23 protein-coding genes are annotated in these 22,649 nt (G+C 35.7%); all 23 read left to right on the top strand.

Features of this window, described 5'->3' with window-relative positions:
* Positions 1–515: 515 nt before the first annotated feature.
* The 23 genes from metG to divIC all read left to right on the top strand — a co-directional run bounded on the left by metG (position 516) and on the right by divIC (position 22,602).
* The gene (gene metG, locus BAQ44_RS25000) at positions 516–2,498 is read left to right on the top strand and encodes a methionine--tRNA ligase (RefSeq protein WP_249024760.1); all 1,983 of its coding nucleotides are present in this window, start codon (positions 516–518) and stop codon (positions 2,496–2,498) included.
* A 166-nt stretch (positions 2,499–2,664) separates the two neighbouring features.
* Positions 2,665–3,432 carry a TatD family hydrolase gene (locus BAQ44_RS24995; RefSeq protein WP_061678920.1) on the top strand — a complete coding sequence of 256 codons (768 nt, stop codon included), beginning with the start codon at positions 2,665–2,667 and terminating at the stop codon, positions 3,430–3,432.
* Positions 3,433–3,627: 195 nt separating this feature from the next.
* A complete protein-coding gene (gene rnmV / locus BAQ44_RS24990; protein ID WP_048562636.1) occupies positions 3,628–4,185 on the top strand; it encodes a ribonuclease M5 in 558 nt (185 codons plus the stop codon).
* A complete protein-coding gene (gene rsmA / locus BAQ44_RS24985) occupies positions 4,182–5,060 on the top strand; it encodes a 16S rRNA (adenine(1518)-N(6)/adenine(1519)-N(6))-dimethyltransferase RsmA (protein WP_000651555.1) in 879 nt (292 codons plus the stop codon). Before rnmV ends, rsmA begins: the two co-directional genes overlap by 4 nt.
* Positions 5,061–5,170: 110 nt before the next feature.
* Positions 5,171–6,034, top strand: coding sequence for a sporulation peptidase YabG (gene yabG / locus BAQ44_RS24980; RefSeq protein WP_061678918.1), 864 nt, complete (start codon positions 5,171–5,173; stop codon positions 6,032–6,034).
* Between the two features lie 238 nt (positions 6,035–6,272).
* Entirely contained in the window at positions 6,273–6,533 is a 261-nt protein-coding gene (gene veg, locus BAQ44_RS24975; RefSeq protein ID WP_071724416.1) for a biofilm formation stimulator Veg, read from the top strand.
* 91 nt (positions 6,534–6,624) lie between these two features.
* Complete coding sequence (gene sspF, locus BAQ44_RS24970; protein ID WP_001985066.1) at positions 6,625–6,804, top strand: acid-soluble spore protein SspF; 180 nt, start codon at positions 6,625–6,627, stop codon at positions 6,802–6,804.
* A 196-nt stretch (positions 6,805–7,000) separates the two neighbouring features.
* Entirely contained in the window at positions 7,001–7,870 is an 870-nt protein-coding gene (gene ispE / locus BAQ44_RS24965; protein ID WP_000772099.1) for a 4-(cytidine 5'-diphospho)-2-C-methyl-D-erythritol kinase, read from the top strand.
* Positions 7,871–7,924: 54 nt separating this feature from the next.
* Positions 7,925–8,773, top strand: a complete 849-nt coding sequence (purR, locus tag BAQ44_RS24960) for a pur operon repressor (RefSeq protein WP_071724415.1) — start codon at positions 7,925–7,927, stop codon at positions 8,771–8,773.
* A gap of 124 nt (positions 8,774–8,897) precedes the next feature.
* Positions 8,898–9,272, top strand: coding sequence for a RidA family protein (locus BAQ44_RS24955; RefSeq protein ID WP_048542187.1), 375 nt, complete (start codon positions 8,898–8,900; stop codon positions 9,270–9,272).
* Positions 9,273–9,424: 152 nt separating this feature from the next.
* On the top strand, positions 9,425–9,718 hold the full coding sequence (gene spoVG, locus BAQ44_RS24950; protein WP_000454041.1) for a septation regulator SpoVG: 294 nt from the start codon (positions 9,425–9,427) through the stop codon (positions 9,716–9,718).
* Between the two features lie 325 nt (positions 9,719–10,043).
* Positions 10,044–11,423, top strand: coding sequence for a bifunctional UDP-N-acetylglucosamine diphosphorylase/glucosamine-1-phosphate N-acetyltransferase GlmU (glmU, locus tag BAQ44_RS24945; RefSeq protein ID WP_061678915.1), 1,380 nt, complete (start codon positions 10,044–10,046; stop codon positions 11,421–11,423).
* A gap of 18 nt (positions 11,424–11,441) precedes the next feature.
* Positions 11,442–12,395 carry a ribose-phosphate diphosphokinase gene (locus BAQ44_RS24940; RefSeq protein ID WP_002174555.1) on the top strand — a complete coding sequence of 318 codons (954 nt, stop codon included), beginning with the start codon at positions 11,442–11,444 and terminating at the stop codon, positions 12,393–12,395.
* Positions 12,396–12,467: 72 nt separating this feature from the next.
* Positions 12,468–13,028 (top strand): aminoacyl-tRNA hydrolase, encoded by a 561-nt coding sequence (pth, locus tag BAQ44_RS24935; protein WP_080000234.1) that lies wholly within the window; start codon positions 12,468–12,470, stop codon positions 13,026–13,028.
* Between the two features lie 70 nt (positions 13,029–13,098).
* Positions 13,099–13,323: an anti-sigma-F factor Fin gene (locus tag BAQ44_RS24930; RefSeq protein ID WP_061678914.1), complete on the top strand. Its 225-nt coding sequence runs from the start codon at positions 13,099–13,101 to the stop codon at positions 13,321–13,323.
* Positions 13,324–13,428: 105 nt separating this feature from the next.
* Entirely contained in the window at positions 13,429–16,959 is a 3,531-nt protein-coding gene (mfd, locus tag BAQ44_RS24925) for a transcription-repair coupling factor (protein WP_061678913.1), read from the top strand.
* 136 nt (positions 16,960–17,095) lie between these two features.
* Positions 17,096–17,632 carry a stage V sporulation protein T gene (spoVT, locus tag BAQ44_RS24920; RefSeq protein ID WP_000648309.1) on the top strand — a complete coding sequence of 179 codons (537 nt, stop codon included), beginning with the start codon at positions 17,096–17,098 and terminating at the stop codon, positions 17,630–17,632.
* A gap of 232 nt (positions 17,633–17,864) precedes the next feature.
* Positions 17,865–19,466, top strand: a complete 1,602-nt coding sequence (locus BAQ44_RS24915; RefSeq protein WP_071724412.1) for a putative polysaccharide biosynthesis protein — start codon at positions 17,865–17,867, stop codon at positions 19,464–19,466.
* A gap of 12 nt (positions 19,467–19,478) precedes the next feature.
* The gene (gene yabN / locus BAQ44_RS24910) at positions 19,479–20,939 is read left to right on the top strand and encodes a bifunctional methyltransferase/pyrophosphohydrolase YabN (protein ID WP_063262630.1); all 1,461 of its coding nucleotides are present in this window, start codon (positions 19,479–19,481) and stop codon (positions 20,937–20,939) included.
* Between the two features lie 14 nt (positions 20,940–20,953).
* Positions 20,954–21,229, top strand: coding sequence for an RNA-binding S4 domain-containing protein (locus BAQ44_RS24905; protein WP_001234875.1), 276 nt, complete (start codon positions 20,954–20,956; stop codon positions 21,227–21,229).
* Between the two features lie 58 nt (positions 21,230–21,287).
* Positions 21,288–21,596 (top strand): sporulation protein YabP, encoded by a 309-nt coding sequence (yabP, locus tag BAQ44_RS24900; protein WP_001059101.1) that lies wholly within the window; start codon positions 21,288–21,290, stop codon positions 21,594–21,596.
* Positions 21,593–22,246 (top strand): spore cortex biosynthesis protein YabQ, encoded by a 654-nt coding sequence (yabQ, locus tag BAQ44_RS24895; RefSeq protein WP_061678910.1) that lies wholly within the window; start codon positions 21,593–21,595, stop codon positions 22,244–22,246. Before yabP ends, yabQ begins: the two co-directional genes overlap by 4 nt.
* Positions 22,243–22,602 carry a cell division protein DivIC gene (divIC, locus tag BAQ44_RS24890; RefSeq protein WP_001208737.1) on the top strand — a complete coding sequence of 120 codons (360 nt, stop codon included), beginning with the start codon at positions 22,243–22,245 and terminating at the stop codon, positions 22,600–22,602. The genes yabQ and divIC overlap by 4 nt, the downstream gene beginning before the upstream one ends.
* The last annotated feature ends 47 nt before the right edge of the window (positions 22,603–22,649 follow it).

Raw genomic sequence — 22,649 nt, 5'->3', positions numbered from 1 at the left:
TCTTTTCCTCCTAAAGAAATAGTTTATAAGTTTCGAGTCTATTTTCTAGATTCGTCATTTTTCGACAAAATACCCTATGGACATATGATACCAATCATTTACATTTCCGTCAATTCTTTAATTCTATATTTTTTAAAAAGATTTATAGATTTCTTACTTCTTATATATAATAGAATGTGAGTAATTTCTACTATTATTTCAATTTATTTTCAGAAAATTTATAAATTGTAAGTAAAGACTGTATATTTTCTCGAAATATGAGTAATAGATGATAAAGGTACTAGGTATTAACTCATTTTTTATCCCGCGTTAACGAGCAGTAAGATTCCTATTTCAAAACTCGATTGGGGGAAAGAGGTCAAGTGGGGATCTGGCTGCTTGTAAAAGCCCAATTGGTGCGGGCTAATAATCCGCGGGAGTGAATAAAAGCCTACAGATTAAAGTTTCACTTTATATATAAGTTTTTGATATACTGTTTATAAATACATATGAGGTTATTCGGGAGGTCCAAAACAATGACAGAGGAAAACAAGTCCTTTTATATTACTACCCCAATTTATTATCCAAGTGGAAAATTACACATTGGACATGCTTATACGACAGTAGCAGGAGATGCGATGGCACGATATAAGCGTATGCAAGGATATAATGTTCATTATTTAACAGGAACTGATGAACATGGACAGAAGATCCAAAAGAAAGCAGAAGAATTAAACGTTACACCACAAGCATATGTGGATAACATCGTTGCAGGAATTAAAGAACTTTGGGAGAAGATGGATATCTCTTATGATGATTTTATTCGTACAACTGAAGATCGTCATAAAGATGTTGTTGAAAAAATCTTCAAGCAACTAGTAGATCAAGGTGATATTTATCTTGATGAATATGAAGGTTGGTATTCTGTACAAGATGAGACATTCTATACAGCACATCAATTAGTAGATCCAATTATGGAAGGTGAAAAAGTAGTTGGAGGAAAAAGCCCAGATAGTGGTCATGATGTAGAACTTGTTCGTGAAGAATCGTATTTCTTTAGAATGGGTAAATATGTCGACAGACTATTAAAATTCTATGAAGATAATCCACATTTCATTCAGCCAGAGTCTCGCAAGAATGAAATGATTAATAACTTCATTAAACCAGGCTTAGAAGATTTAGCTGTTTCTCGTACTTCATTTGACTGGGGAGTTCGTGTTCCAGGTAACCCAAAACACGTTATTTACGTATGGGTTGACGCATTATCTAACTACATTACAGCATTAGGTTATGGAACAGAGAATGAAGAGATGTATAAGAAGTTCTGGCCGGCTGATGTGCACTTAGTTGGAAAAGAAATCGTTCGTTTCCATACAATTTATTGGCCAATCATTTTAATGGCATTAGATTTACCTCTTCCGAAAAAAGTCTTTGCTCATGGTTGGATTTTAATGAAGGATGGAAAGATGAGTAAGTCAAAAGGAAACGTAGTAGATCCAGTTACATTAATCGATCGTTACGGATTAGATGCATTACGTTATTACTTACTTCGTGAAGTTCCATTCGGATCTGATGGCGTATTCACACCAGAAGGATTCGTGGAGCGTATTAATTTCGATTTAGCAAATGACTTAGGTAACTTATTGAATCGTACAGTAGCTATGATTGATAAGTACTTTAACGGAGAAATCCCTGCATTTAAAGCAAATGTAACGGAATTCGATGAAACGTTAGTAACGTTTGCACAGGATACATTGAAAAAAGTAGAAGAAGCAATGGAGAATATGGAATTCTCCGTAGCGTTAAGCTCAATTTGGCAATTGGTTAGCCGTACGAATAAATATATTGATGAAACACAACCTTGGGTATTAGCAAAAGATGAGAATGATCGTGAAAAGTTAGCTTCTGTAATGGCCCATTTAGCAGAAGTACTTCGTCAAACAGGTATTATGCTTATGCCATTCTTAACAGTAGCACCAAGCAAGATGTTTGCTCAGCTTGGCCTTACTGATGAAGCGCATAAGTCTTGGGAAAGTCTATCTACAGTTGGCTGTATTCCAGCTGGAACAAAAGTAGAAAAGGGACAACCAATTTTCCCACGTTTAGAAATGGAAGTAGAGGTAGAGTACATTAAAGAACAAATGAAAGCCTCTGCTCCTAAAGTAGAAGAGAAAAAAGAAGAAGAACCGAAGGCAGAAGAAATTACAATTGATGATTTCTTTAAAGTAGAATTACGCGTAGCTGAAGTATTATCTGCTGAGCCTGTGAAAAAAGCAGATAAGTTGTTAAAAATCCAGCTAGATTTAGGTACAGAAAAGCGTCAAGTTGTTTCTGGAATTGCAAAATTCTATTCACCAGAAGACCTAAAAGGTAAAAAGGTTATTTGTGTAACAAACTTAAAACCTGTAAAATTACGCGGTGAATTATCACAAGGTATGATTTTAGCGGGTGAAGAGAATGGCGTATTGTCATTAGCAACAATTGACCAAAATCTACCAAATGGTACAAAAATTAAGTAATTAAGACAAGAAAAGAGATGTTTCACGTGTAACATGTGTGAAGCGTCTTTTTTCTTTTTACACTCTCAATTTTTGCATTAAGATTGTAGTATTGTTATCGTTAAGTTAGTAAAGGGCTTATTTGTGTAGAATAAACTTGATTTCAATATAAAAGGAGTTATGTATGATGTTGTTTGATACACATTCACATTTGAATGCAGAGCAATTTGAAGAAGATTTGCAAGAAGTTATTGCACGAATGAAAGAAGCGGGAGTTACTTATACAGTTGTTGTTGGTTTTGATGAAGTAACGATCAAAAAGGCGATTGAATTAGCTGAAACTTATGATTTTATTTACGCTGCAGTTGGATGGCATCCAGTTGATGCAATCGACATGACGGAAGAACATTTAGCTTGGTTAGAAGAACTTGCTTCCCATCCTAAAGTTGTTGCACTTGGAGAAATGGGCTTAGATTATCACTGGGATAAGTCTCCAAAAGAAATACAGAAGGAAGTATTCCGTAAACAAATTGCATTAGCCAAAAAGGTGAAATTGCCGATTATTATACATAACCGCGATGCAACTCAAGATATTGTTGATATTCTAGAAGAAGAGAATGCGGCTGAAGTGGGAGGCATTATGCATTGCTTTAGTGGCAGCGTAGAAGTAGCAGAGCGATGTGTTGATATGAACTTTTTAATTTCGTTAGGCGGACCAGTTACATTTAAAAATGCTAAGAAACCGAAAGAGGTTGCTGCGGAGATTCCGTTAGAGAAATTGTTAATAGAGACGGACTGTCCATATTTAACACCACATCCATTTCGAGGGAAACGAAATGAACCGAGTTATGTAAAACTTGTAGCAGAAGAAATTGCGAACTTAAAAGGAATTTCTTATGAAGAAGTAGCAGAAGTAACAACAAAAAATGCAAAAGCTTTATTTGGTGTTGAATAAAAAGGAGTGGGAGAACCCATTCTTTTTTTATTTTTGTGAAAAATGAAGGGCGAATGAGGAAGTGTTACAATAAGGAGAGAGAAGAAAGTTTTGGACATTCTATTTTTTAAAATGTAAGAATGGGGAAAATAATAATGGAAAAGTCGTCATTTTTTTGTTTTACTAAGTAGAGACGAAACGAGTGTGGAGGCAAGCATGAAAATTAAAGAGATTATCGTTGTAGAAGGTAAAGATGATACAGTGGCGATTAAGCGTGCTGTTGATGCGGATACAATTGAAACGAACGGTTCAGCAATCGGTGATCATGTTATTGAGCAAGTTAAATTAGCGCTGCAAAAACGAGGCGTTATTATTTTTACAGATCCGGATTATCCTGGAGAACGTATTCGAAAAATTATTTCTGATAAGGTTCCTGGATGTAAACATGCTTTTTTACCGAAGGAAGAAGCACTTGCTAAAAGGAAAAAAGGTGTCGGAATTGAGCATGCTTCTAATGAATCAATTCGCCGTGCTTTAGAGAATATACATGAAGAAATGGAAGCTTACACAAGTGAAATTAGTTGGAGCGATCTAGTCGATGCAGGCTTAGTGGGCGGAGAAATGGCAAAGAGTCGCAGAGAAAGAATGGGTAAGCTATTAAAGATTGGTTATACAAACGCAAAACAGTTACATAAACGTTTACAAATGTTTCAAGTTTCAAAAGAAGCATTTGCAGAAGCTTATAAGCAAGTCATACAGGAGGAAAGAAAATGAAGGATATCGCAACGCCAAATCGTACGAAAGACATTGTTGAAAAGTACGGATTCTCATTCAAAAAAAGTTTAGGACAAAATTTTTTAATTGATACGAATGTATTAAATCGTATCGTTGATCATGCTGAAATTGGTTCAGAGAGTGGTGCAATTGAAATTGGACCAGGTATCGGTGCATTAACAGAACAATTAGCGAAGCGTGCTAAAAAAGTAGTAGCTTTTGAAATTGATCAGAGATTATTACCGATTTTAGATGAGACGTTAGCTCCATATAGCAACGTTACAGTTATCAATAAAGATGTATTAAAGGCAGATGTCCATGAGGTGTTTAGTGAGCAATTTGAGGAAGGGCAAGATGTAATGGTAGTAGCTAATTTACCGTACTATATTACAACGCCAATTTTATTTAAATTGCTGGAAGAGAAATTACCGGTTCGTGGATTTGTTGTTATGATGCAAAAAGAAGTGGGAGATCGTTTAGCTGCTAAGCCTGGAACGAAAGAGTATGGTTCTTTATCCATTGCTATTCAGTATTATACAGAGGTAGAAACGGTTATGACTGTACCGCGTACAGTGTTTGTGCCACAACCAAATGTTGATTCTGCGATTATTCGTCTTCTGAAGCGTCCGAAACCAGTTGTAGAAGTAACAGATGAGACATTCTTCTTTGAAGTAGTACGAGCAAGTTTTGCACAGCGTCGTAAAACTTTAATGAATAATTTATCAAATAATCTAAATGGTTTCCCGAAAGATAAAGAGCTGTTGGATCGAATTTTAACAGAAGTAGGAATTGATCCGAAACGAAGAGGCGAAACGCTATCTATCGAGGAGTTTGCAACATTAAGTAATGCATTAGTTCTTCATAAATTGTCATAAGAATACAAAAGGGACAGTTCAACTTGAACTGTCCCTTTTGTCACCTTTCCTCTCCTACATTCATACTTTAAAAACAGGTAAGATGGCCTAACGAGTTTGGAGGTAGGAGAATGGCTTTACATGTTGGAGAATTAGTGGAACGATATTCTCATAAGAGGGATATTCTTTTTCGTATTATAGAAATAAAAGGCGAGATAGCTATATTATTTGGAGAGGAAATTAGACTGGTGGCAGATGCGCCACTTGAAGATTTAGTTAGTATAGATCAACGAGAACATAAAAAAAGAGCAAAGCGTGAGAAGGAAACGATGGAGCGTACGTATCGTTTGTTTCAACAAGATTATGTATTAATGAAACAAAGGCATGAACACACTTCAACGGGTGGATACACAAGTGAGGTGAATTATTTTCAAATGCCAGGACGTGTATTGCATATCGATGGAGACCCGTTATATTTGCGCAAGTGCTTAGATTTATATAATAAAATTGGTGTTCCTGTACAAGGTATTCATTGTAAAGAAACAGAGATGCATGAAAAGGTAGTAGATTTAATAGATCATTTCCGCCCGGACATTTTAGTTATTACAGGGCACGATGCATATACAAAATCAAAAGGGGTAAAGGGAGATTTAGCAGCATATAGACATTCAAGGCATTTTGTACAGGCTGTTCGAGAAGTGAGAAAAAAATATCCATCATTGGATCAACTCGTTATTTTTGCCGGGGCATGCCAATCACACTTTGAAGCATTAATTCGAGCTGGCGCTAATTTTGCTAGTTCACCATCTAGAATTAATATTCACGCACTAGATCCTGTATATGTGGTGGGTAAAATTAGTTTTACGTCATTTATGGAGAGAGTCAATGTATGGGATGTTGTACGTAATACGATTACCGGCGAGAAGGGACTTGGCGGAATTGAAACGAGGGGAATTTTACGAACCGGATTACCCTTTCAACATTATGAAGAATAAGCAAGGTACATATGTATCTTGCTTTTTTGTATGGGAAGGATTTAAATCAGCTTGGATAAAAAGAGAGAAGAACGCACAGACTACATAATGATACTTTTTCAATATAGTATTTCTTCTATCTATTCGAACGCATAATGCTTTTATAATGATATTGTCTGTGAGTTGCGGTTAATAATTGGGATAGATATATCGTGTTTTAAGTGTTCAATCTAAATTACAGCGAGGTGTAACGAAGTATATGTCAAAACGTTTAGATGAAATTAAAAGCGAATTAGATCACCATCTTGGAGAGAGACTGATGTTAAAGGCAAATAGTGGGAGAAGAAAAACAGTAGAACAATCAGGTGTACTTGCAGAAACGTACCGTTCTGTTTTTGTTGTACAATTGGATCAGCAAGAAGATGCGTTACAACGTGTATCATATAGCTATGCGGATGTTTTAACAGAGACAGTAGAGTTAACATTTTATGGTGAATCTCATAATGAAGTGATTTTATAATTGATGTATCGTTACATATATTCCCACAAATGAAAAGCTATATTATTTTGCATACTAATTATACCGTAGCAAAATAAGGAGGGACTCTGCATTGAGTAGACGAAGAGGTGTCATGTCAAATCAATTTAAAGAAGAGCTTGCAAAAGAGCTAGGCTTTTATGATGTTGTTCAGAAAGAAGGATGGGGCGGAATTCGTGCGAAAGATGCTGGTAACATGGTGAAACGTGCTATAGAAATTGCAGAACAGCAATTAATGAAACAAAACCAGTAGTTATAAGATACTTTCTATGCTACGGTAGCCGAGGAGTGATTCCTCGGCTTTTTGTACTCTAAAAGGTGCCATCATTTTACATAAGTAGTTTCATTCTGAATGCTTTTCGTTATAATTAGGGAAGTGTCATCGTCTTACTATAAATTTATGGTAAAATAAACGATAAAAGATTGAGTACATAGAGTGGGTGAATAGATTGAAGCTACTAGTGAAAGCACCAGCAAAGATTAATCTGTCGTTAGATGTACTGGGAAAAAGACAAGACGGATATCATGAAGTGAAAATGATTATGACAACAATTGATTTAGCGGATCGTTTAGAACTAATGGAATTAGCAGAAGACCGTATTGAAATTTTATCCCATAATCGGTATGTCCCAGACGACCAAAGAAATTTAGCTTATCAAGCAGCGAGATTATTAAAAGAGAAGTTTAATGTAAAAAAAGGCGTATCTATTACTATTGAAAAAACGATTCCAGTAGCAGCTGGATTAGCAGGTGGAAGTAGTGATGCAGCAGCGACATTACGTGGCCTTAATAAATTATGGAATTTAGGGCTTACAATTGACCAGTTAGCAGAGCTTGGCGCAGAAATCGGATCAGATGTATCGTTTTGCGTATATGGTGGGACAGCAATTGCCACTGGAAGAGGAGAGCAAATTGAGCACATAAAAACTCCACCTTCTTGTTGGGTTATTTTAGCAAAACCCCATATTGGTGTATCTACTGCTGATGTGTATGGAAATTTAAAGTTAAATCGAGTTACACATCCAAATGTAGATAAAATGGTTGATGTCATAAATGCCGGGGATTACAAAGGGATTTGTGATACTGTTGGTAACGTTTTAGAAGATGTAACGTTTGCGATGCATCCTGAAGTTGCACGTATTAAGGCACAGATGAAGCGATTTGGGGCGGATGCCGTATTAATGAGTGGAAGTGGCCCAACCGTATTTGGCCTTGTGCACCATGATTCGCGAATGCATCGTATATATAACGGATTAAAAGGATTTTGTGAACAAGTATATGCAGTACGTTTATTGGGAGAGCGAGAAACGCTTGAATAAAGACGTATAATACGGTATGATTTGTTTAGAATATTCGTGATTTGAGGTGGGAGTATGAAAATTAGACGAAGTACAAGATTAGTCGATATGACGTATTACTTGTTACAAAATCCTCGTCAGCTAGTTTCTCTCACTTTTTTTGCTGAAAGGTATCAATCAGCTAAGTCTTCCATTAGTGAAGATTTAGTTATTATTAAGCAAACGTTTGAACAACAAGGGGTCGGCACATTGCAAACGATACCAGGAGCAGCAGGAGGAGTGAAATATATACCATATATAAGTGCGGAAGAGGCAGATCTCATTATTGGAGAGCTTTGTAGCCTATTTGAAAATCCAGGTCGTATTTTACCCGGTGGTTACTTATATATGACAGATCTTTTAAGTAATCCTCGTCATATTAATGGCGCAGGTCGTTTGTTTGCTTCTGTTTTTGCTAGGCAACCAATTGATGCGGTTATGACGGTGGCAACGAAGGGGATTCCACTTGCTTATGCGGTGGCAAATTACTTAGATGTACCGGTAGTAATTGCAAGAAAAGATAATAAGGTAACAGAAGGCCCAACTGTTAGTATTAACTATGTATCAGGTTCTTCTAAGCGAATTCAAACAATGACGTTAGCAAAGCGTAGTCTTCCAGAAGGATCAAATGTTTTAATTATTGATGACTTCATGAAAGCTGGCGGGACAATTCAAGGTATGATGAGTATGTTAGAAGAGTTTAAGACTAATGTTGTTGGTATTGGTGTATTAGTAGAATCCACGGATATCGAAGAAAGACTAATTAATAATTTTGTATCATTAATTCGCCTATCAGAAGTTGATGTGAAAGAAAAAGCGATTCAAGTGGAAAAGGGAAATTATTCACTGGCACCATTTGATGAAGGGCTTGTAGAGGCTGAGTAAAAAGGTAAAGCAGATCGCTTTATCTTTTTTTTATTCTATTTATAAATTATAAAATAGATGGACAAACTGCTTTTCGTGCACTATTTTTAAAGAGTAAAAATAAATAATAAAAGGGTGGAAAAATATGAAAGTTGTTCAAACAAGCAATGCACCACAAGCAATTGGACCATATTCACAAGGGATTATTGTAAATAATATGTTTTACAGTTCAGGACAAATTCCATTAACTGCAAGCGGAGAGCTTGTAGCAGGAGACGTGACAGTACAAACAGAGCAAGTATTTCAAAATTTACAAGCGGTATTAGAAGAAGCAGGTGCTTCATTTGATTCAGTAGTAAAAACAACAGTATTCTTAAAAGATATGGATGATTTTAATGCTGTTAATGACGTATACGGCTCTTATTTCTCTACTCATAAGCCAGCTCGTTCTTGTGTACAAGTAGCAAAATTACCGAAAGATGTTTCAGTTGAAATCGAAGTAATTGCCCTAGTTAAGTAGTTCTTTGTAAGCGATAACCTCCACTAATCTCTATATTCAATTACATTAAAAATTTTTATCTTAAAAATTTTTAAAAAATTAAAGGGAAAATAGAAAATTTGTGGAATTTATACAAATATATCGCTTATTTAGAAAAGGGTGGTGAACACAAGATGGAAGTGACTGACGTAAGATTACGCCGCGTAAACACAGAAGGCCGCATGAGAGCAATTGCCTCTATTACTCTAGACCATGAATTTGTTGTTCATGATATTCGTGTAATTGATGGTAATAATGGATTATTTGTAGCAATGCCAAGTAAACGTACTCCAGATGGAGAATTCCGTGACATTGCACATCCAATTAATTCTGGTACACGCTCTAAAATTCAAGATGCGGTTTTAACAGAGTATCATCGTTTAGGCGAGTTAGAAGAGGTTGAGTTTGAAGAAGCGGGTGCTTCGTAAAATTCGAATGAAAAGGGCTTTTTAAAGAAAGCCCTATAATTTTGCAACAAACTCCTGTAAGCATTTACAGGAGTTTGTTTTTTTTTTGTGGTTTTATACATTTTATGTGCGGAAAATTCGGAATTCATTAAAATGAAGAAGAAAACTTCTAATTTTTTCAAAATCAATTTAAATAGTATAGCTTATTTCTTAAAAAAGATACTAAAGAGTAAAACATCGTATGAGAATTATGGTAAAATTTAATAGTTAAAATGTGTTTCTTGAAATATATGATGATTTAGGATAATATCGTTAATGGATAAATAGGTTGCGATGGAGGGTCTATATGTCAAACAGATTTGCAGTGATTCTAGCTGCAGGTAAAGGCACACGTATGAAGTCTAAGCTATACAAAGTGCTTCATCCTGTATGTGGAAAACCTATGGTACAACATGTTGTCGATCAAGTATCTCAATTAGGATTGCAGAAACTTGTAACAGTCGTAGGACATGGTGCTGAAATGGTACAAGAACAGCTAGGAAACGTAAGTGAGTTTGCATTACAAGCAGAACAACTTGGTACAGCGCATGCTGTAGATCAAGCTGCAAGTGTACTTGCAAATGAAGAAGGAACAACTTTAGTTATTTGTGGTGATACGCCGCTAATAACTGCTGAAACGATGGAATCATTGCTTCAGCAACATAAAGAAGCAGGGGCAATGGCAACGGTGCTAACAGCTTACATAGAAGAGCCTGCTGGATATGGTCGTATCGTTCGTAACGAGAATGGTCATGTTGAAAAGATTGTTGAGCATAAGGATGCAAATGAGAAAGAATTAGCTATTAAAGAAATCAATACAGGTACGTATTGTTTTGATAATAAAGCTTTATTCGCTTCGCTTTCTAAAGTTTCAAATGATAACGTACAAGGTGAATATTACCTGCCAGATGTTATTGAGATTTTAAAAAATGAAGGTCACATTGTATCGGCTTATCAAACAGAGCACTTCGATGAAACGTTAGGTGTTAACGACAGAGTCGCTCTATCGCAAGCGGAAATTATTATGAAAAACCGTATCAACCGAAAGAACATGGTAAATGGTGTTACGATTATTGATCCGAGTAACACGTATATTTCTGCTGATGCAATTATCGGTAGTGATACAGTTCTTCATCCAGGAACAATTATTGAGGGGAACACTGTAATCGGTTCTGATTGTGAAATTGGACCGCATACAGTAATTCGCGATAGTGAAATTGGAGATCGTACGACAATTCGTCAATCTACTGTACATGATAGTAAACTTGGTACAGAAGTATCGGTTGGTCCATTTGCACATATTCGCCCAGATTCAGTTATTGGAGATGAAGTACGCGTTGGAAACTTCGTGGAAATCAAAAAAACTGTTTTTGGTAATAGAAGTAAAGCTTCACACTTAAGTTATATCGGGGATGCACAAGTTGGAGAAGACGTGAATCTTGGTTGTGGTTCAATTACGGTGAACTATGACGGTAAGAATAAATTCAAAACTGTGATTGGTAACGGGGTATTTATTGGATGTAATTCAAACCTTGTTGCTCCTGTAACAGTTGAAGATGGTGCTTATGTGGCAGCAGGCTCTACAATTACAGAGAATGTTCCATCAAAAGCATTATCTGTAGCACGTGCACGTCAAGTTAACAAAGAAGACTATGTTGATCAATTGCTGAATAAGAAAAAATCATAATGTGGAGGGTTAATCTAGATGTCGACTCAATATCTAAATTCTAATTTGAAAGTATTCTCTTTAAACTCTAATAAGGAACTTGCTGAGCAAATTGCAAAGCACATTGGAGTAGGACTAGGAAAATGTTCTGTTGATCGTTTTAGTGATGGAGAAGTTCAAATTAACATTGAAGAAAGTATCCGTGGTTGCGATGTATTCATTATTCAATCTACAAGCTTCCCAGTAAACGAACATATCATGGAATTACTTATTATGATCGATGCATTAAAGCGTGCATCTGCAAAAACAATTAATATTGTTATTCCTTACTATGGTTATGCGCGTCAAGACCGTAAAGCGCGTTCTCGTGAACCAATTACATCGAAACTTGTAGCAAACTTGCTTGAAACAGCAGGTGCAACTCGTGTAATCACTCTAGATTTACATGCTCCACAAATTCAAGGGTTCTTTGATATCCCAATCGACCACTTAATGGGTGTACCGATTCTTTCAGATTACTTTGAAACAAAAGGTCTTAAAGATATCGTAATCGTGTCACCTGATCATGGTGGGGTAACTCGTGCTAGAAAAATGGCGGATCGCCTAAAAGCACCAATCGCTATTATTGATAAGCGTCGTCCTCGTCCGAACGTATCAGAGGTAATGAACATTATCGGTAATATTGAAGGTAAGACAGCAATTTTAATTGATGACATCATTGATACAGCTGGTACAATTACATTAGCAGCAAACGCTCTTGTTGAGAACGGTGCTTCTGAAGTATATGCTTGCTGTACACACCCAGTATTATCTGGTCCAGCAATTGAGCGTATCCAAAACTCAAATATTAAAGAGTTAGTTGTAACGAACTCTATCGTATTACCGGAAGATAAGAAAATCGACAAAGTACATGAACTTTCAGTTGCTCCATTAATCGGAGAAGCAATCATTCGTGTATACGAAGAAGAATCTGTAAGTGTATTATTCAATTAATTGGATAGAATGAGACGTAACCAAGATTGGTTACGTCTTTTCGTATCGAAAAAAGAAAGTAGTGGTACAAGAATGAAATTGATAGTAGGACTTGGGAACCCGGGTAGAGAATATGAATTAACAAGGCATAATATTGGATTTATGGCAATTGATGAACTTGCAAAGCGTTGGAATATTTCTTTGAATGAACAAAAATTTAAAGGAGTATTTGGTGCAGGATTTGTTAATGGGGAAAAAGTAATCTTATTAAAGCCACTTACATATATGAATTTATCTGGGGAAAGTATTCGTCCGCTCATGGATTACTATAAAATTGATGTTGAGGACTTCGTTGTTCTGTACGATGATTTAGACATTCCTGTAGGTAAATTACGCCTTCGTATGAAAGGTAGTGCTGGTGGACATAATGGTGTGAAATCAACAATTTCACATTTAGGAACACAAGAGTTTCAACGCATCCGCATGGGAATTGATCGTCCGAAAAATGGCATGAAGGTAGTAGATTACGTATTAGGACGTTTCACATCGGAAGAAATTCCTGATGTGGGTCATTCTATTGAAAAAGCAGCGGATGCATGTGAAGAATGGTTAAATAAACCTTTCCTTCAAATCATGAATACCTTCAATAGTTAAGGGTATGATTGGGAATATTTTGTTTTATTTTTACCCATACTAGTAGTAATTGGATTTTTAGGAGGCTAGTATGGAAGGTTATTATCATTGCAGACATTGCGGGAGTAATGTAGGCTCCGTTACTGCAGAAAAAGTATATAGCGACGTTTTATTTCAACTAACAGAGCAAGAAGTAGTAGAGATGATTCATTTTCATGAGAATGGAAATATATATATACAAACGATTTGTGAATCGTGTCAAGAAACGCTCGCATCTTATCCTGAGTATTATGAATATGAAAAATTTCTGCAATAAAATGTTGTCGCTTTGGCATGTCCAAAGCATTTTTCTGTTTTCTTTTTCCGAAATATTTGCATAAAATGTAGTGGCTTGCTCTTTATGTTGAGAGGGGTTTTGAAAATGATAGGTTTATTAGAGCAATTTTATAAAAATGAAGAGATCCAATCGGTTATTAATGGATTAGAAGATGGTTTAAAAGAACAGCTTGTATCAGGTATGGCAACCTCTTCTCGTTCGTTATTAATGGCGGCCTTATATAAAAAAACAAAAAAATCACAACTTATTGTGACGCATAATTTATATCAAGCGCAAAAAGTACATGAAGATTTAGTGGCGTTACTTGGTGAAAAAGATGTGTGGCTATACCCAGTAAATGAATTGATAGCATCAGAAATTGGTGTTGCAAGCCCAGAATTGAAGGCGCAACGTATTGAAGTGTTAAATCGTTTAGCTGCAGGAGAGAATGGGATTATTGTAGCACCGGTTGCAGGACTACGCAGATTTTTACCAATGAAAGAATTGTGGAAGCAAAGGCAAATCGAAATTAATCTAGGGCAAGAGATTGATTTAGATACATTCTTGCATACTTTACATCATATTGGTTATGAGCGTAAGTCGATGGTAGAAGCTCCTGGGGAATTCAGTTTGCGCGGAGGAATATTAGATATTTATCCATTAACTGAAGAGTTACCATTTCGTATTGAATTTTTCGACACAGAAGTTGATTCTATTCGATTATTTGATGTGGATGAACAACGCTCTCAAGATAAAAAAGAAAGTGTTAGATTTGGCCCAGCAACAGAGTTTTTATTTTCACAGGAAGAATTGAAGTCGGGAATTAAGCGTCTTGAGGAAGGCTTAACTAAGACGATGCAAAAACTTTCCGATGATAAATTGAAGACTACAGTGCTTGAGACGGTAAGTCATGAAATTGAGATGTTAAAAAACGGGCAAAGTATAGAACAGATGTTTAAATATTTATCTATTTTCTATAACGAACCTGCTAGTCTGATAGATTATTTACCAGAAGATGGTATTGTGGTTTTAGATGAGATTTCCCGTATTCAAGAAACAGCATCACATCTTGAAACGGAAGAGGCGGAATGGTATATCTCACTTCTTGGTGAGGGAACAATTATTCAAGATTTATCTTTCTCACACTCGTTTGAGGAATTTCTTCATCATAAAAAAAGAAGTTTTGTATATTTAACGTTATTCTTACGTCATATAGCACATACACATCCGCAAAATATTGTGAATGTGACATGTAAAACAATGCAAGATTTCCATGGGCAGATGCAGTTGTTGAAAACTGAAATTGACAGATGGAACGAAGGGCATTTTACGACTGTTGTGCTCGGAACTGATGATGAACGTGTGAAAAAATTACAACATATTTTAAGTGATTATGATATTGAGGCAGATATCGTAGAGGGCACAGATATATTATTGCCTGGAAGGTTACAAATTGCTGTAGGTGATTTACATGCAGGATTTGAAATGCCGATGCAAAAGCTTGTTGTTATTACTGAAAAAGAGCTTTTTCATAAGAAAGTTAAAAAATCACAACGTAAGCAAAAGTTATCTAATGCCGAACGTATTAAAAGTTATTCGGAATTAAAAGTTGGAGATTATGTAGTTCATGTTAATCATGGTATAGGTAAATTCTTAGGTATCGAGACGTTAGAGATTAATGGCGTTCATAAAGATTACTTGAATATTAAATATCAAGGTAATGATAAGTTATACGTTCCAATTGAACAAATTGACCAAGTGCAAAAATATGTAGGATCTGAAGGTAAGGATCCTAAAGTTTATAAATTGGGCGGAAATGACTGGAAGAAGGTCAAAACGAAAGTTGAAAAATCTGTACAAGACATTGCGGATGATCTCATTAAATTATATGCTGAACGCGAAGCCTCAAAGGGTTATGCATATACACCAGATACGGCAGAACAACAAGAATTTGAATCTTCTTTCCCGTATCAAGAGACAGAGGATCAATTACGTTCTATTGAAGAGATTAAGAAAGATATGGAACGTGGACGTCCGATGGATAGGCTTCTTTGTGGTGATGTAGGATATGGAAAAACGGAAGTAGCTATCCGTGCGGCATTTAAGGCAATTATGGATGAAAAACAAGTTGCCATTTTAGTGCCGACAACGATCCTTGCACAACAACACTATGAAACAATTCGAGAGCGTTTTCAAGATTATCCAATCAATATAGGATTATTAAGTAGATTCCGTACGAGAAAACAGCAAAATGAAACAATTAAAGGCTTAAGAGATGGTACGGTAGATATCGTAATTGGAACGCATCGTATTTTATCTAAAGATGTTACTTATAAAGATTTAGGTCTCCTTATTATTGATGAAGAACAAAGATTTGGTGTAACGCATAAAGAAAAAATTAAACAATTAAAAGCAAATGTTGACGTATTAACATTAACCGCAACTCCGATTCCGCGTACACTCCATATGTCTATGCTTGGTGTGCGTGACTTATCTGTTATTGAGACACCACCAGAAAATCGTTTCCCAGTTCAAACGTATGTAGTAGAGTATAATCCAGCGTTAATGCGAGAAGCGATAGAACGAGAGCTTGCAAGAGGTGGGCAAATTTACTTCCTATATAATCGTGTGGAGGATATCGAAAGAAAAGCAGATGAAATTTCGATGTTAGTTCCAGACGCACGTGTAACTTATGCACATGGGAAAATGAACGAAAGTGAATTAGAGTCTGTTATGCTATCGTTTTTAGAGGGACAGCATGATGTTCTTGTAAGTACAACAATTATTGAGACGGGTGTAGATATTCCGAATGTAAATACGTTAATTGTATTTGATGCAGATCGTATGGGATTATCGCAGTTGTATCAGCTTCGTGGGCGTGTCGGACGTTCTAATCGTGTTGCATATGCATACTTTGCATACAAACGAGATAAAGTGTTATCAGAAGTTGCAGAGAGGCGTCTACAAGCCATTAAAGAGTTCACAGAGCTTGGATCAGGTTTCAAAATTGCGATGAGAGACTTATCTATTCGTGGTGCAGGTAACTTGTTAGGTGCCGAACAGCATGGGTTTATTGATTCTGTCGGATTTGATCTATATTCTCAAATGTTAAAAGATGCAATTGAACAGCGTAGAGGAACAGATGGGGTTGAAAATACAGTTAATGTTGAAATTGATTTAGAAGTAGATGCATATTTACCAGATGCTTATATTTCAGATAGTAAACAAAAAATTATGATGTATAAACAGTTTAGAGGCGTTTCTGCAATGGAGGATATTGAAGAGTTGCAGGAAGAGATGATAGATAGATTTGGTGATTACCCGCAAGAAGTTGGTTACTTATTACAAATTGCAAATATTAAAGTATTGGCAATGAAAGAACAAATTGAGTTAATTAAGCAAAATAAATTTGAAGTAACAATTCTGTTCTCAGAACAAGCAAGTCAAAATATTGATGGCGGAAAATTATTCATGCTTGGAAATAGTTTTGGACGTATGATCGGTTTAGGGATGGAAGGATCACAATTGAAAATCGTTATGAAAACAAATGGCTTAGAGACATCGAAGTGGTTAACAATTGCTGAAAATTTATTAAAAGGTCTACCAGATGTAAAAAAAGAAGTCATAAATGCCTAATATTAGATAAAAAAATACAATTCGGCGTGCATAGAAGAACTAATGTGTAAAATACTATGTCTAACAGTTGGTGATTTTTACATGAACAGGTAAATTCACCACTTTCATCATCAGTAGAAAGTGAGGCAGCATTAGAATGAAAGCAACTGGAATCGTACGTCGAATTGATGATTTAGGTAGGGTAGTAATCCCGAAGGAAATTCGTAGAACTTTACGTATCCGAGAAGGAGACCCATTAGAAATATTTGTTGATCGCGATGGAGAAGTGATTTTGAAGAAATATTCTCCGATTAGTGAACTAGGTGATTTTGCAAAAGAATATACGGAAGCTTTATACGATAGCTTAGGACATAATGTGCTTGTATGCGATCGTGATTCTATTATTGCGGTAGCAGGCATATCTAAAAAAGAATACTTAAATAAAAGCGTTGGCGATTTAATTGAGAAGACAATGGAAGATCGTAAGTCTGTAATTATGACGGATGAAAGCGAAATTTCAATTATTGATGGAGTAACAGAAAAAGTTAGTTCTTATACAATCGGCCCGATTGTTGCGAATGGGGATCCAATTGGAGCTGTTATTATCTTCTCTAAAGAGGCCATTATAAGTGAAGTAGAGCATAAGTCAGTAAATACAGCTGCGAGCTTTTTAGCGAAACAAATGGAGCAGTAAGGCCATATCGAATTTTAGAAGTAGCAATCTTTCCTAATTATGATATTTCTTCTTGAGAAATCAATTATTTGGAGATATATGTATATTGAAAAAAGGTAGCGCTTTGCTACCTTTTTTCGTTGAACATTTCTAGCGTTGCACGAACGTATTATTACTCGTGTAGGTAAGGAAGCTTGTCCTTTTCTTTATGATATAATACGAGGGGTGAGAATAGAAAAAGGAGTTTTCTTGTATGGAATCGAAGAAGTATCAAGCCTTTTGGCGTGGGGCTATTATATTAACAATCGCAAGTTTTGTTACAAAGGTATTAAGCGCTTTTTACCGTATTCCATATCAAAATATAGCGGGTGATATTGGTTTTTATATTTACCAACAAATTTATCCGTTTTATGGATTTTGTTTAATTTTAGCTACTTATGGATTCCCCATTATAATTTCAAAAATGGTTGCGGAACGATTAGAGCGAGGGAAACAAAAAGAAGCAGAAGAAATTATTTGTGTATCTTTTTGGTTTTTATTAGGAATTGGTTTCATAGGCTTTTTTACATTGTTTTTTGGTGCCGAAGCAATTGCAACAGCTATGGGCGATATACACTTAGATAAGTTATTACGTGTTATTTCATTTTCATTCATATTGATGCCGTTTCTATCTGTAGCAAGAGGATATTTTCAGGGGTTCAATAATATGATGCCAACAGCTGTTTCGCAAGTGATAGAACAAACGATTCGTGTTTCTATTATTGTATTTTTATCTCTATTCCTAATTGCTCACGGATTTGATTTATATACAGTCGGTGCAGGTGCTATGTTAGGTTCAATCGCAGGTGGACTGATTGGGATTATCGTACTTGTACTTTATATGCGTCATGACTTTCGTTCTATATTCTTCAAAAGTGTAAAGAGAATTAAGGGCAAAAAGAGGATCATTAAAATTCTGTTTTGGCAGGGATTGGCGATTTGTGTTAGTAACTTAGTACTTATTTTTATACAAATGGCTGATTCGGTTTCCTTCTATTCCTTACTTATTGGAGCAGGAGAGCCAGCTGAAAGTGCAAAGGTATTAAAAGGTGTGTATGACAGAAGTATCCCGCTTATGCAATTAGGGACTGTCGTGACAACTTCTTTCTCGTTGTCGCTTATTCCAATCATTACAGCGGCGAAGGAAAGAGGAGATCTTTCCTTTATTCGAGAAAAGGTAAAGTTAGCAATGAAAATAACATTTGTTATTGGATTTGCAGCGGCCATTGGATTAACTTGTATTATTCAGCCTACGAATATTATGCTGTTTGAAAATAGTGATGGGTCAGATGTTTTATCCATTTTATCTTTATCTATTTTATTTAGTTCATTGTCGATTACAACTGCTTCTATTTTGCAAGGGTTAGGACAAACATTAAAACCAGCAATATTCGTTATATTTGGGAGTTGTTTAAAGTTAGCTTTAAATTATATATTAATGCCGTATTTTGGTGTGAAGGGAGCTGCAATCGCAACACTAGTTGCGTTACTTGTAATTTCTGTGTTAAATAGTGCATTACTTATGCAAGCCGTATCTGAATCGCTCATCGATAAACGTAATATGTTAGGTGTAGTTATTAGTGGTATCGGTATGGGATTTGTATTAATAATGTTTATGCGTGTGATGCAAATGTCTGGATTAGTAATTGATACGGAACATAGAGGAATCGCGACAATTGAGGCGTTGTTAGGTGTAGCTATCGGCGGATTGGCATATATGTTTTTAATTTTAAAATTACGTGTATTTACAAAAGCGGAAATAGGAACCGTTATGAAAAAAGAGAAAAAAGAAGGTTCTTTGAAGAAGAGTGGATAGAGGTGGCAGGTTGTGAGTGGAATCATTACTATTTTAGGATTAGGTGCTGGTGAGTTAGATCAGTTAACGATGGGTGTATATCGAAAAATAAAAGAAGCAGATCACATGTTTGTTAGAACGAAGGAACATCCCGTTATAGAAGAGTTGGAGAAAGAAGGTATACAATATACAGCCTTTGACAGTGTGTATGAAGCACATGATACGTTTGAAATTGTATATGAAACAATTGCGAATACATTGTTAGAACAAGCTGAAGGCGCAGAAATCATCTATGCCGTGCCAGGGCATCCGCTTGTAGCGGAAAGAACGGTTCAGCTATTATTGGAAAAAGGCGAAGTAGCGAATGTTGAAGTGCGCATTGAAGGTGGACAAAGTTTCCTTGATCCTATGTTTGCAAGTCTAAAGATTGATCCGATTGAAGGATTCCAATTAATTGATGCTACATCATTTGAAAGAGGGCAATTAGAATTACGTCAACATTTAATCTTTTGCCAAGTATATGACGCATTCGTTGCATCTGATGTGAAATTAACATTAATGGAGATGCTGCCAGATGATTATGAAGTGTATATCGTAACAGCTGCAGGGACTTCATTTGAACAAGTTAAAAAGGTGCCGTTGTACATGTTAGATCATGAAACGGAATTAAATAATTTAACGAGTGTATATGTACCACCAGTTCAGGAACGTGCGTCCTTGTATCAACAGTTTGACGTGCTTAGAGAAATTATTGCAGACCTTCGTGGACCGAATGGTTGTCCGTGGGATAAAAAGCAAACACATCAATCTTTAAAGAAGTATTTAATTGAGGAAGCTTATGAAGTGTTGGAAGCAATTGATGAAGAGGATGATGATCACTTAGTAGAAGAACTGGGTGATGTATTATTACAAGTTATGCTGCATGCCCAAATCGGAGAGGATGAAGGTTGGTTCTCTATAGATGATATTATTCGAACTTTATCTGAGAAAATGGTTCGTCGCCATCCGCATGTATTTGGGAATACAGATGTAAATAGTGCCGATGAAGTACTTGCTAATTGGGAAGAAATTAAAAAACAAGAAAAAGGATTCGTAAAAGAATCTGTTTTAAATGGAGTTCCAAAAAGTTTGCCACAGTTACTACGCGCTTATGAAATCCAGAAAAAAGCTGGCAAGGTTGGCTTTGATTGGGTTGATGTACAACCGATGATAGAAAAAGCTTTAGAAGAATGGCAAGAGTTCCAGCAAGAAGTTACAAACATGGATGAGGCGAAGATGTTAGGTGAATTCGGCGATTTACTATTTGCATTTGTGAATATTGCTCGTCATTATAAAATAGATCCCGAAGAAGCGTTACATTCAACGAATGAGAAATTCGTCGGTCGTTTCTTATACATGGAAGCAAAAGTAGCTGAAATGAATAAAGAGATGCAAGATTTATCATTAGAGCAGTTAGATGTTTTATGGGAAGAGGCAAAACAAACAGAGCGTTAATAGGGGGATTTGATATGCGTCTAGATAAGTTTTTAAAAGTATCACGTTTAATTAAAAGAAGAACATTAGCGAAAGAAGTAGCTGATCAAGGAAGAATAGCAATTAATGGTCAAGTGGCAAAAGCGAGTTCGGATGTGAAAGTAGCTGATGAATTAACAATTCGTTTTGGTCAAAAAATAGTAACTGTAAAAATAAACGAATTGAAAGAAACGACTAAAAAAGAAGATGCAGCAAATATGTATAGCTTAGTTCGCGAAGAAAAAGTAAAGGCTGAAGAAGGCTTGTTCTAAAATCAATTATCCCTTCATACATTACTATTAGCTAGTATAAATGTATGGGGGGATTTACGTGAATAATGGTTACTCACCTATGTCTTCTAATCAACAAAATGTTTCTGTAGAGCATGATATTATTATGCGTGGCAGGCGTGTAATTGATATTACCGGTGTAAAGCAGGTAGAGAGTTTTGATAGCGAAGAGTTTTTGCTTGAGACTGTAATGGGCTTTTTAACAATTCGTGGTCAAAATTTGCAAATGAAAAATTTAGATGTGGAAAAAGGTGTTGTATCGATTAAAGGGAAAGTTCATGAGATGCTGTATATTGATGAGAATCAAGGGGAGAAAACTAAAGGATTCTTTAGTAAGTTGTTTAAATGAGCCTAACAATTCAGTTGTATACGATGCTCTCAATGATCGGAATGGGTGCTTGGGTTGGGGCATCTTTAGATACATACCAACGATTTTTAAATCGTCAGGAACGTAAACGTTGGCTTGTATTTATATATGATATACTATTTTGGATTGTCCAAGCATTATTCGTTTTTTACGTATTGCTTCTTGTAAATGAAGCTGAACTACGTATATATGTATTTTTGGCATTATTATGTGGTTTTGCGGCGTATCAAAGCTTATTGAAAGCAATATACATGAGATTGTTAAATTTTCTCATCTATATTTTTATGCAAACAACACACTTTTTTGTTCAAATTATAAAGCTACTCATGATAAAACCTGTTATTATTATAGCGCAGCTATTTATTGCATTTATATTATTCTTATTTCGTATACTGCTTTCAATTGGACATGTGTTATGGAAAATGGTGATTTGGATATTACTTTTCATATGGAAAGTTTTTTTCTGGCCTGTTCGATTTATTGCTTCGCTCATATGGAAACTTCTCCCTAATCGTGTTAAACTTTTTATAATGAAACATGTAGGGTTCCTGCAATATATAGCAAAATTAAAGGGACATATCTTCCAATTATGGGAGCGTATAAAAAAGAAGTTAGGGGGACCTCGGAAATGAGGGAACTGAGACAAAGAACAATCGAAAAACAGAGTCCAAATCCTGTTAAAGAGCATATAATACAAACGGATGAGAACAGGAAGCGACTTTATCGCCGTTTAGCGGTTTTTCTTGTCTTTGCTTTTACAATTATTGCGAGTATTAGTGTAACGTTTTATCAACAAAACAGTTCCATTAGAGCAAAAGAAGCAAAAGTTAAGGACATGAAAAAAGAACTGGATTCATTAACGAATAAAGAAAAGAGTCTAAAAGACGAAGTTCAAAAGTTAAATGATGAAGAGTACGTATTAAAGATTGCTAGAAGGGATTATTTCTTCTCTGGAAAAGGGGAGATAATTTTTCCTGTTTCTAAGTAGAGTATGTCTTATTGACACTATATTTTAGGATTATATATAATAAAGTA

It is taken from the genome of Bacillus mobilis, assembly GCF_001884045.1.
Lineage (GTDB): Bacteria > Bacillota > Bacilli > Bacillales > Bacillaceae_G > Bacillus_A > Bacillus_A mobilis.
This window is presented reverse-complemented; position numbering and strand designations above follow the sequence as displayed.

Bases quoted from the DNA above. Each gene is read 5' to 3' on its own strand.
- metG (WP_249024760.1), top strand. From the start codon at position 516: ATGACAGAGGAAAACAAGTCCTTTTATATTACTACCCCAATTTATTAT.
- BAQ44_RS24995 (WP_061678920.1), top strand. From the start codon at position 2,665: ATGTTGTTTGATACACATTCACATTTGAATGCAGAGCAATTTGAAGAA.
- rnmV (WP_048562636.1), top strand. From the start codon at position 3,628: ATGAAAATTAAAGAGATTATCGTTGTAGAAGGTAAAGATGATACAGTG.
- rsmA (WP_000651555.1), top strand. From the start codon at position 4,182: ATGAAGGATATCGCAACGCCAAATCGTACGAAAGACATTGTTGAAAAG.
- yabG (WP_061678918.1), top strand. From the start codon at position 5,171: ATGGCTTTACATGTTGGAGAATTAGTGGAACGATATTCTCATAAGAGG.
- veg (WP_071724416.1), top strand. From the start codon at position 6,273: ATGTCAAAACGTTTAGATGAAATTAAAAGCGAATTAGATCACCATCTT.
- purR (WP_071724415.1), top strand. From the start codon at position 7,925: ATGAAAATTAGACGAAGTACAAGATTAGTCGATATGACGTATTACTTG.
- BAQ44_RS24955 (WP_048542187.1), top strand. From the start codon at position 8,898: ATGAAAGTTGTTCAAACAAGCAATGCACCACAAGCAATTGGACCATAT.
- spoVG (WP_000454041.1), top strand. From the start codon at position 9,425: ATGGAAGTGACTGACGTAAGATTACGCCGCGTAAACACAGAAGGCCGC.
- glmU (WP_061678915.1), top strand. From the start codon at position 10,044: ATGTCAAACAGATTTGCAGTGATTCTAGCTGCAGGTAAAGGCACACGT.
- BAQ44_RS24940 (WP_002174555.1), top strand. From the start codon at position 11,442: ATGTCGACTCAATATCTAAATTCTAATTTGAAAGTATTCTCTTTAAAC.
- pth (WP_080000234.1), top strand. From the start codon at position 12,468: ATGAAATTGATAGTAGGACTTGGGAACCCGGGTAGAGAATATGAATTA.
- BAQ44_RS24930 (WP_061678914.1), top strand. From the start codon at position 13,099: ATGGAAGGTTATTATCATTGCAGACATTGCGGGAGTAATGTAGGCTCC.
- mfd (WP_061678913.1), top strand. From the start codon at position 13,429: ATGATAGGTTTATTAGAGCAATTTTATAAAAATGAAGAGATCCAATCG.
- spoVT (WP_000648309.1), top strand. From the start codon at position 17,096: ATGAAAGCAACTGGAATCGTACGTCGAATTGATGATTTAGGTAGGGTA.
- BAQ44_RS24915 (WP_071724412.1), top strand. From the start codon at position 17,865: ATGGAATCGAAGAAGTATCAAGCCTTTTGGCGTGGGGCTATTATATTA.
- BAQ44_RS24905 (WP_001234875.1), top strand. From the start codon at position 20,954: ATGCGTCTAGATAAGTTTTTAAAAGTATCACGTTTAATTAAAAGAAGA.
- yabQ (WP_061678910.1), top strand. From the start codon at position 21,593: ATGAGCCTAACAATTCAGTTGTATACGATGCTCTCAATGATCGGAATG.
- divIC (WP_001208737.1), top strand. From the start codon at position 22,243: ATGAGGGAACTGAGACAAAGAACAATCGAAAAACAGAGTCCAAATCCT.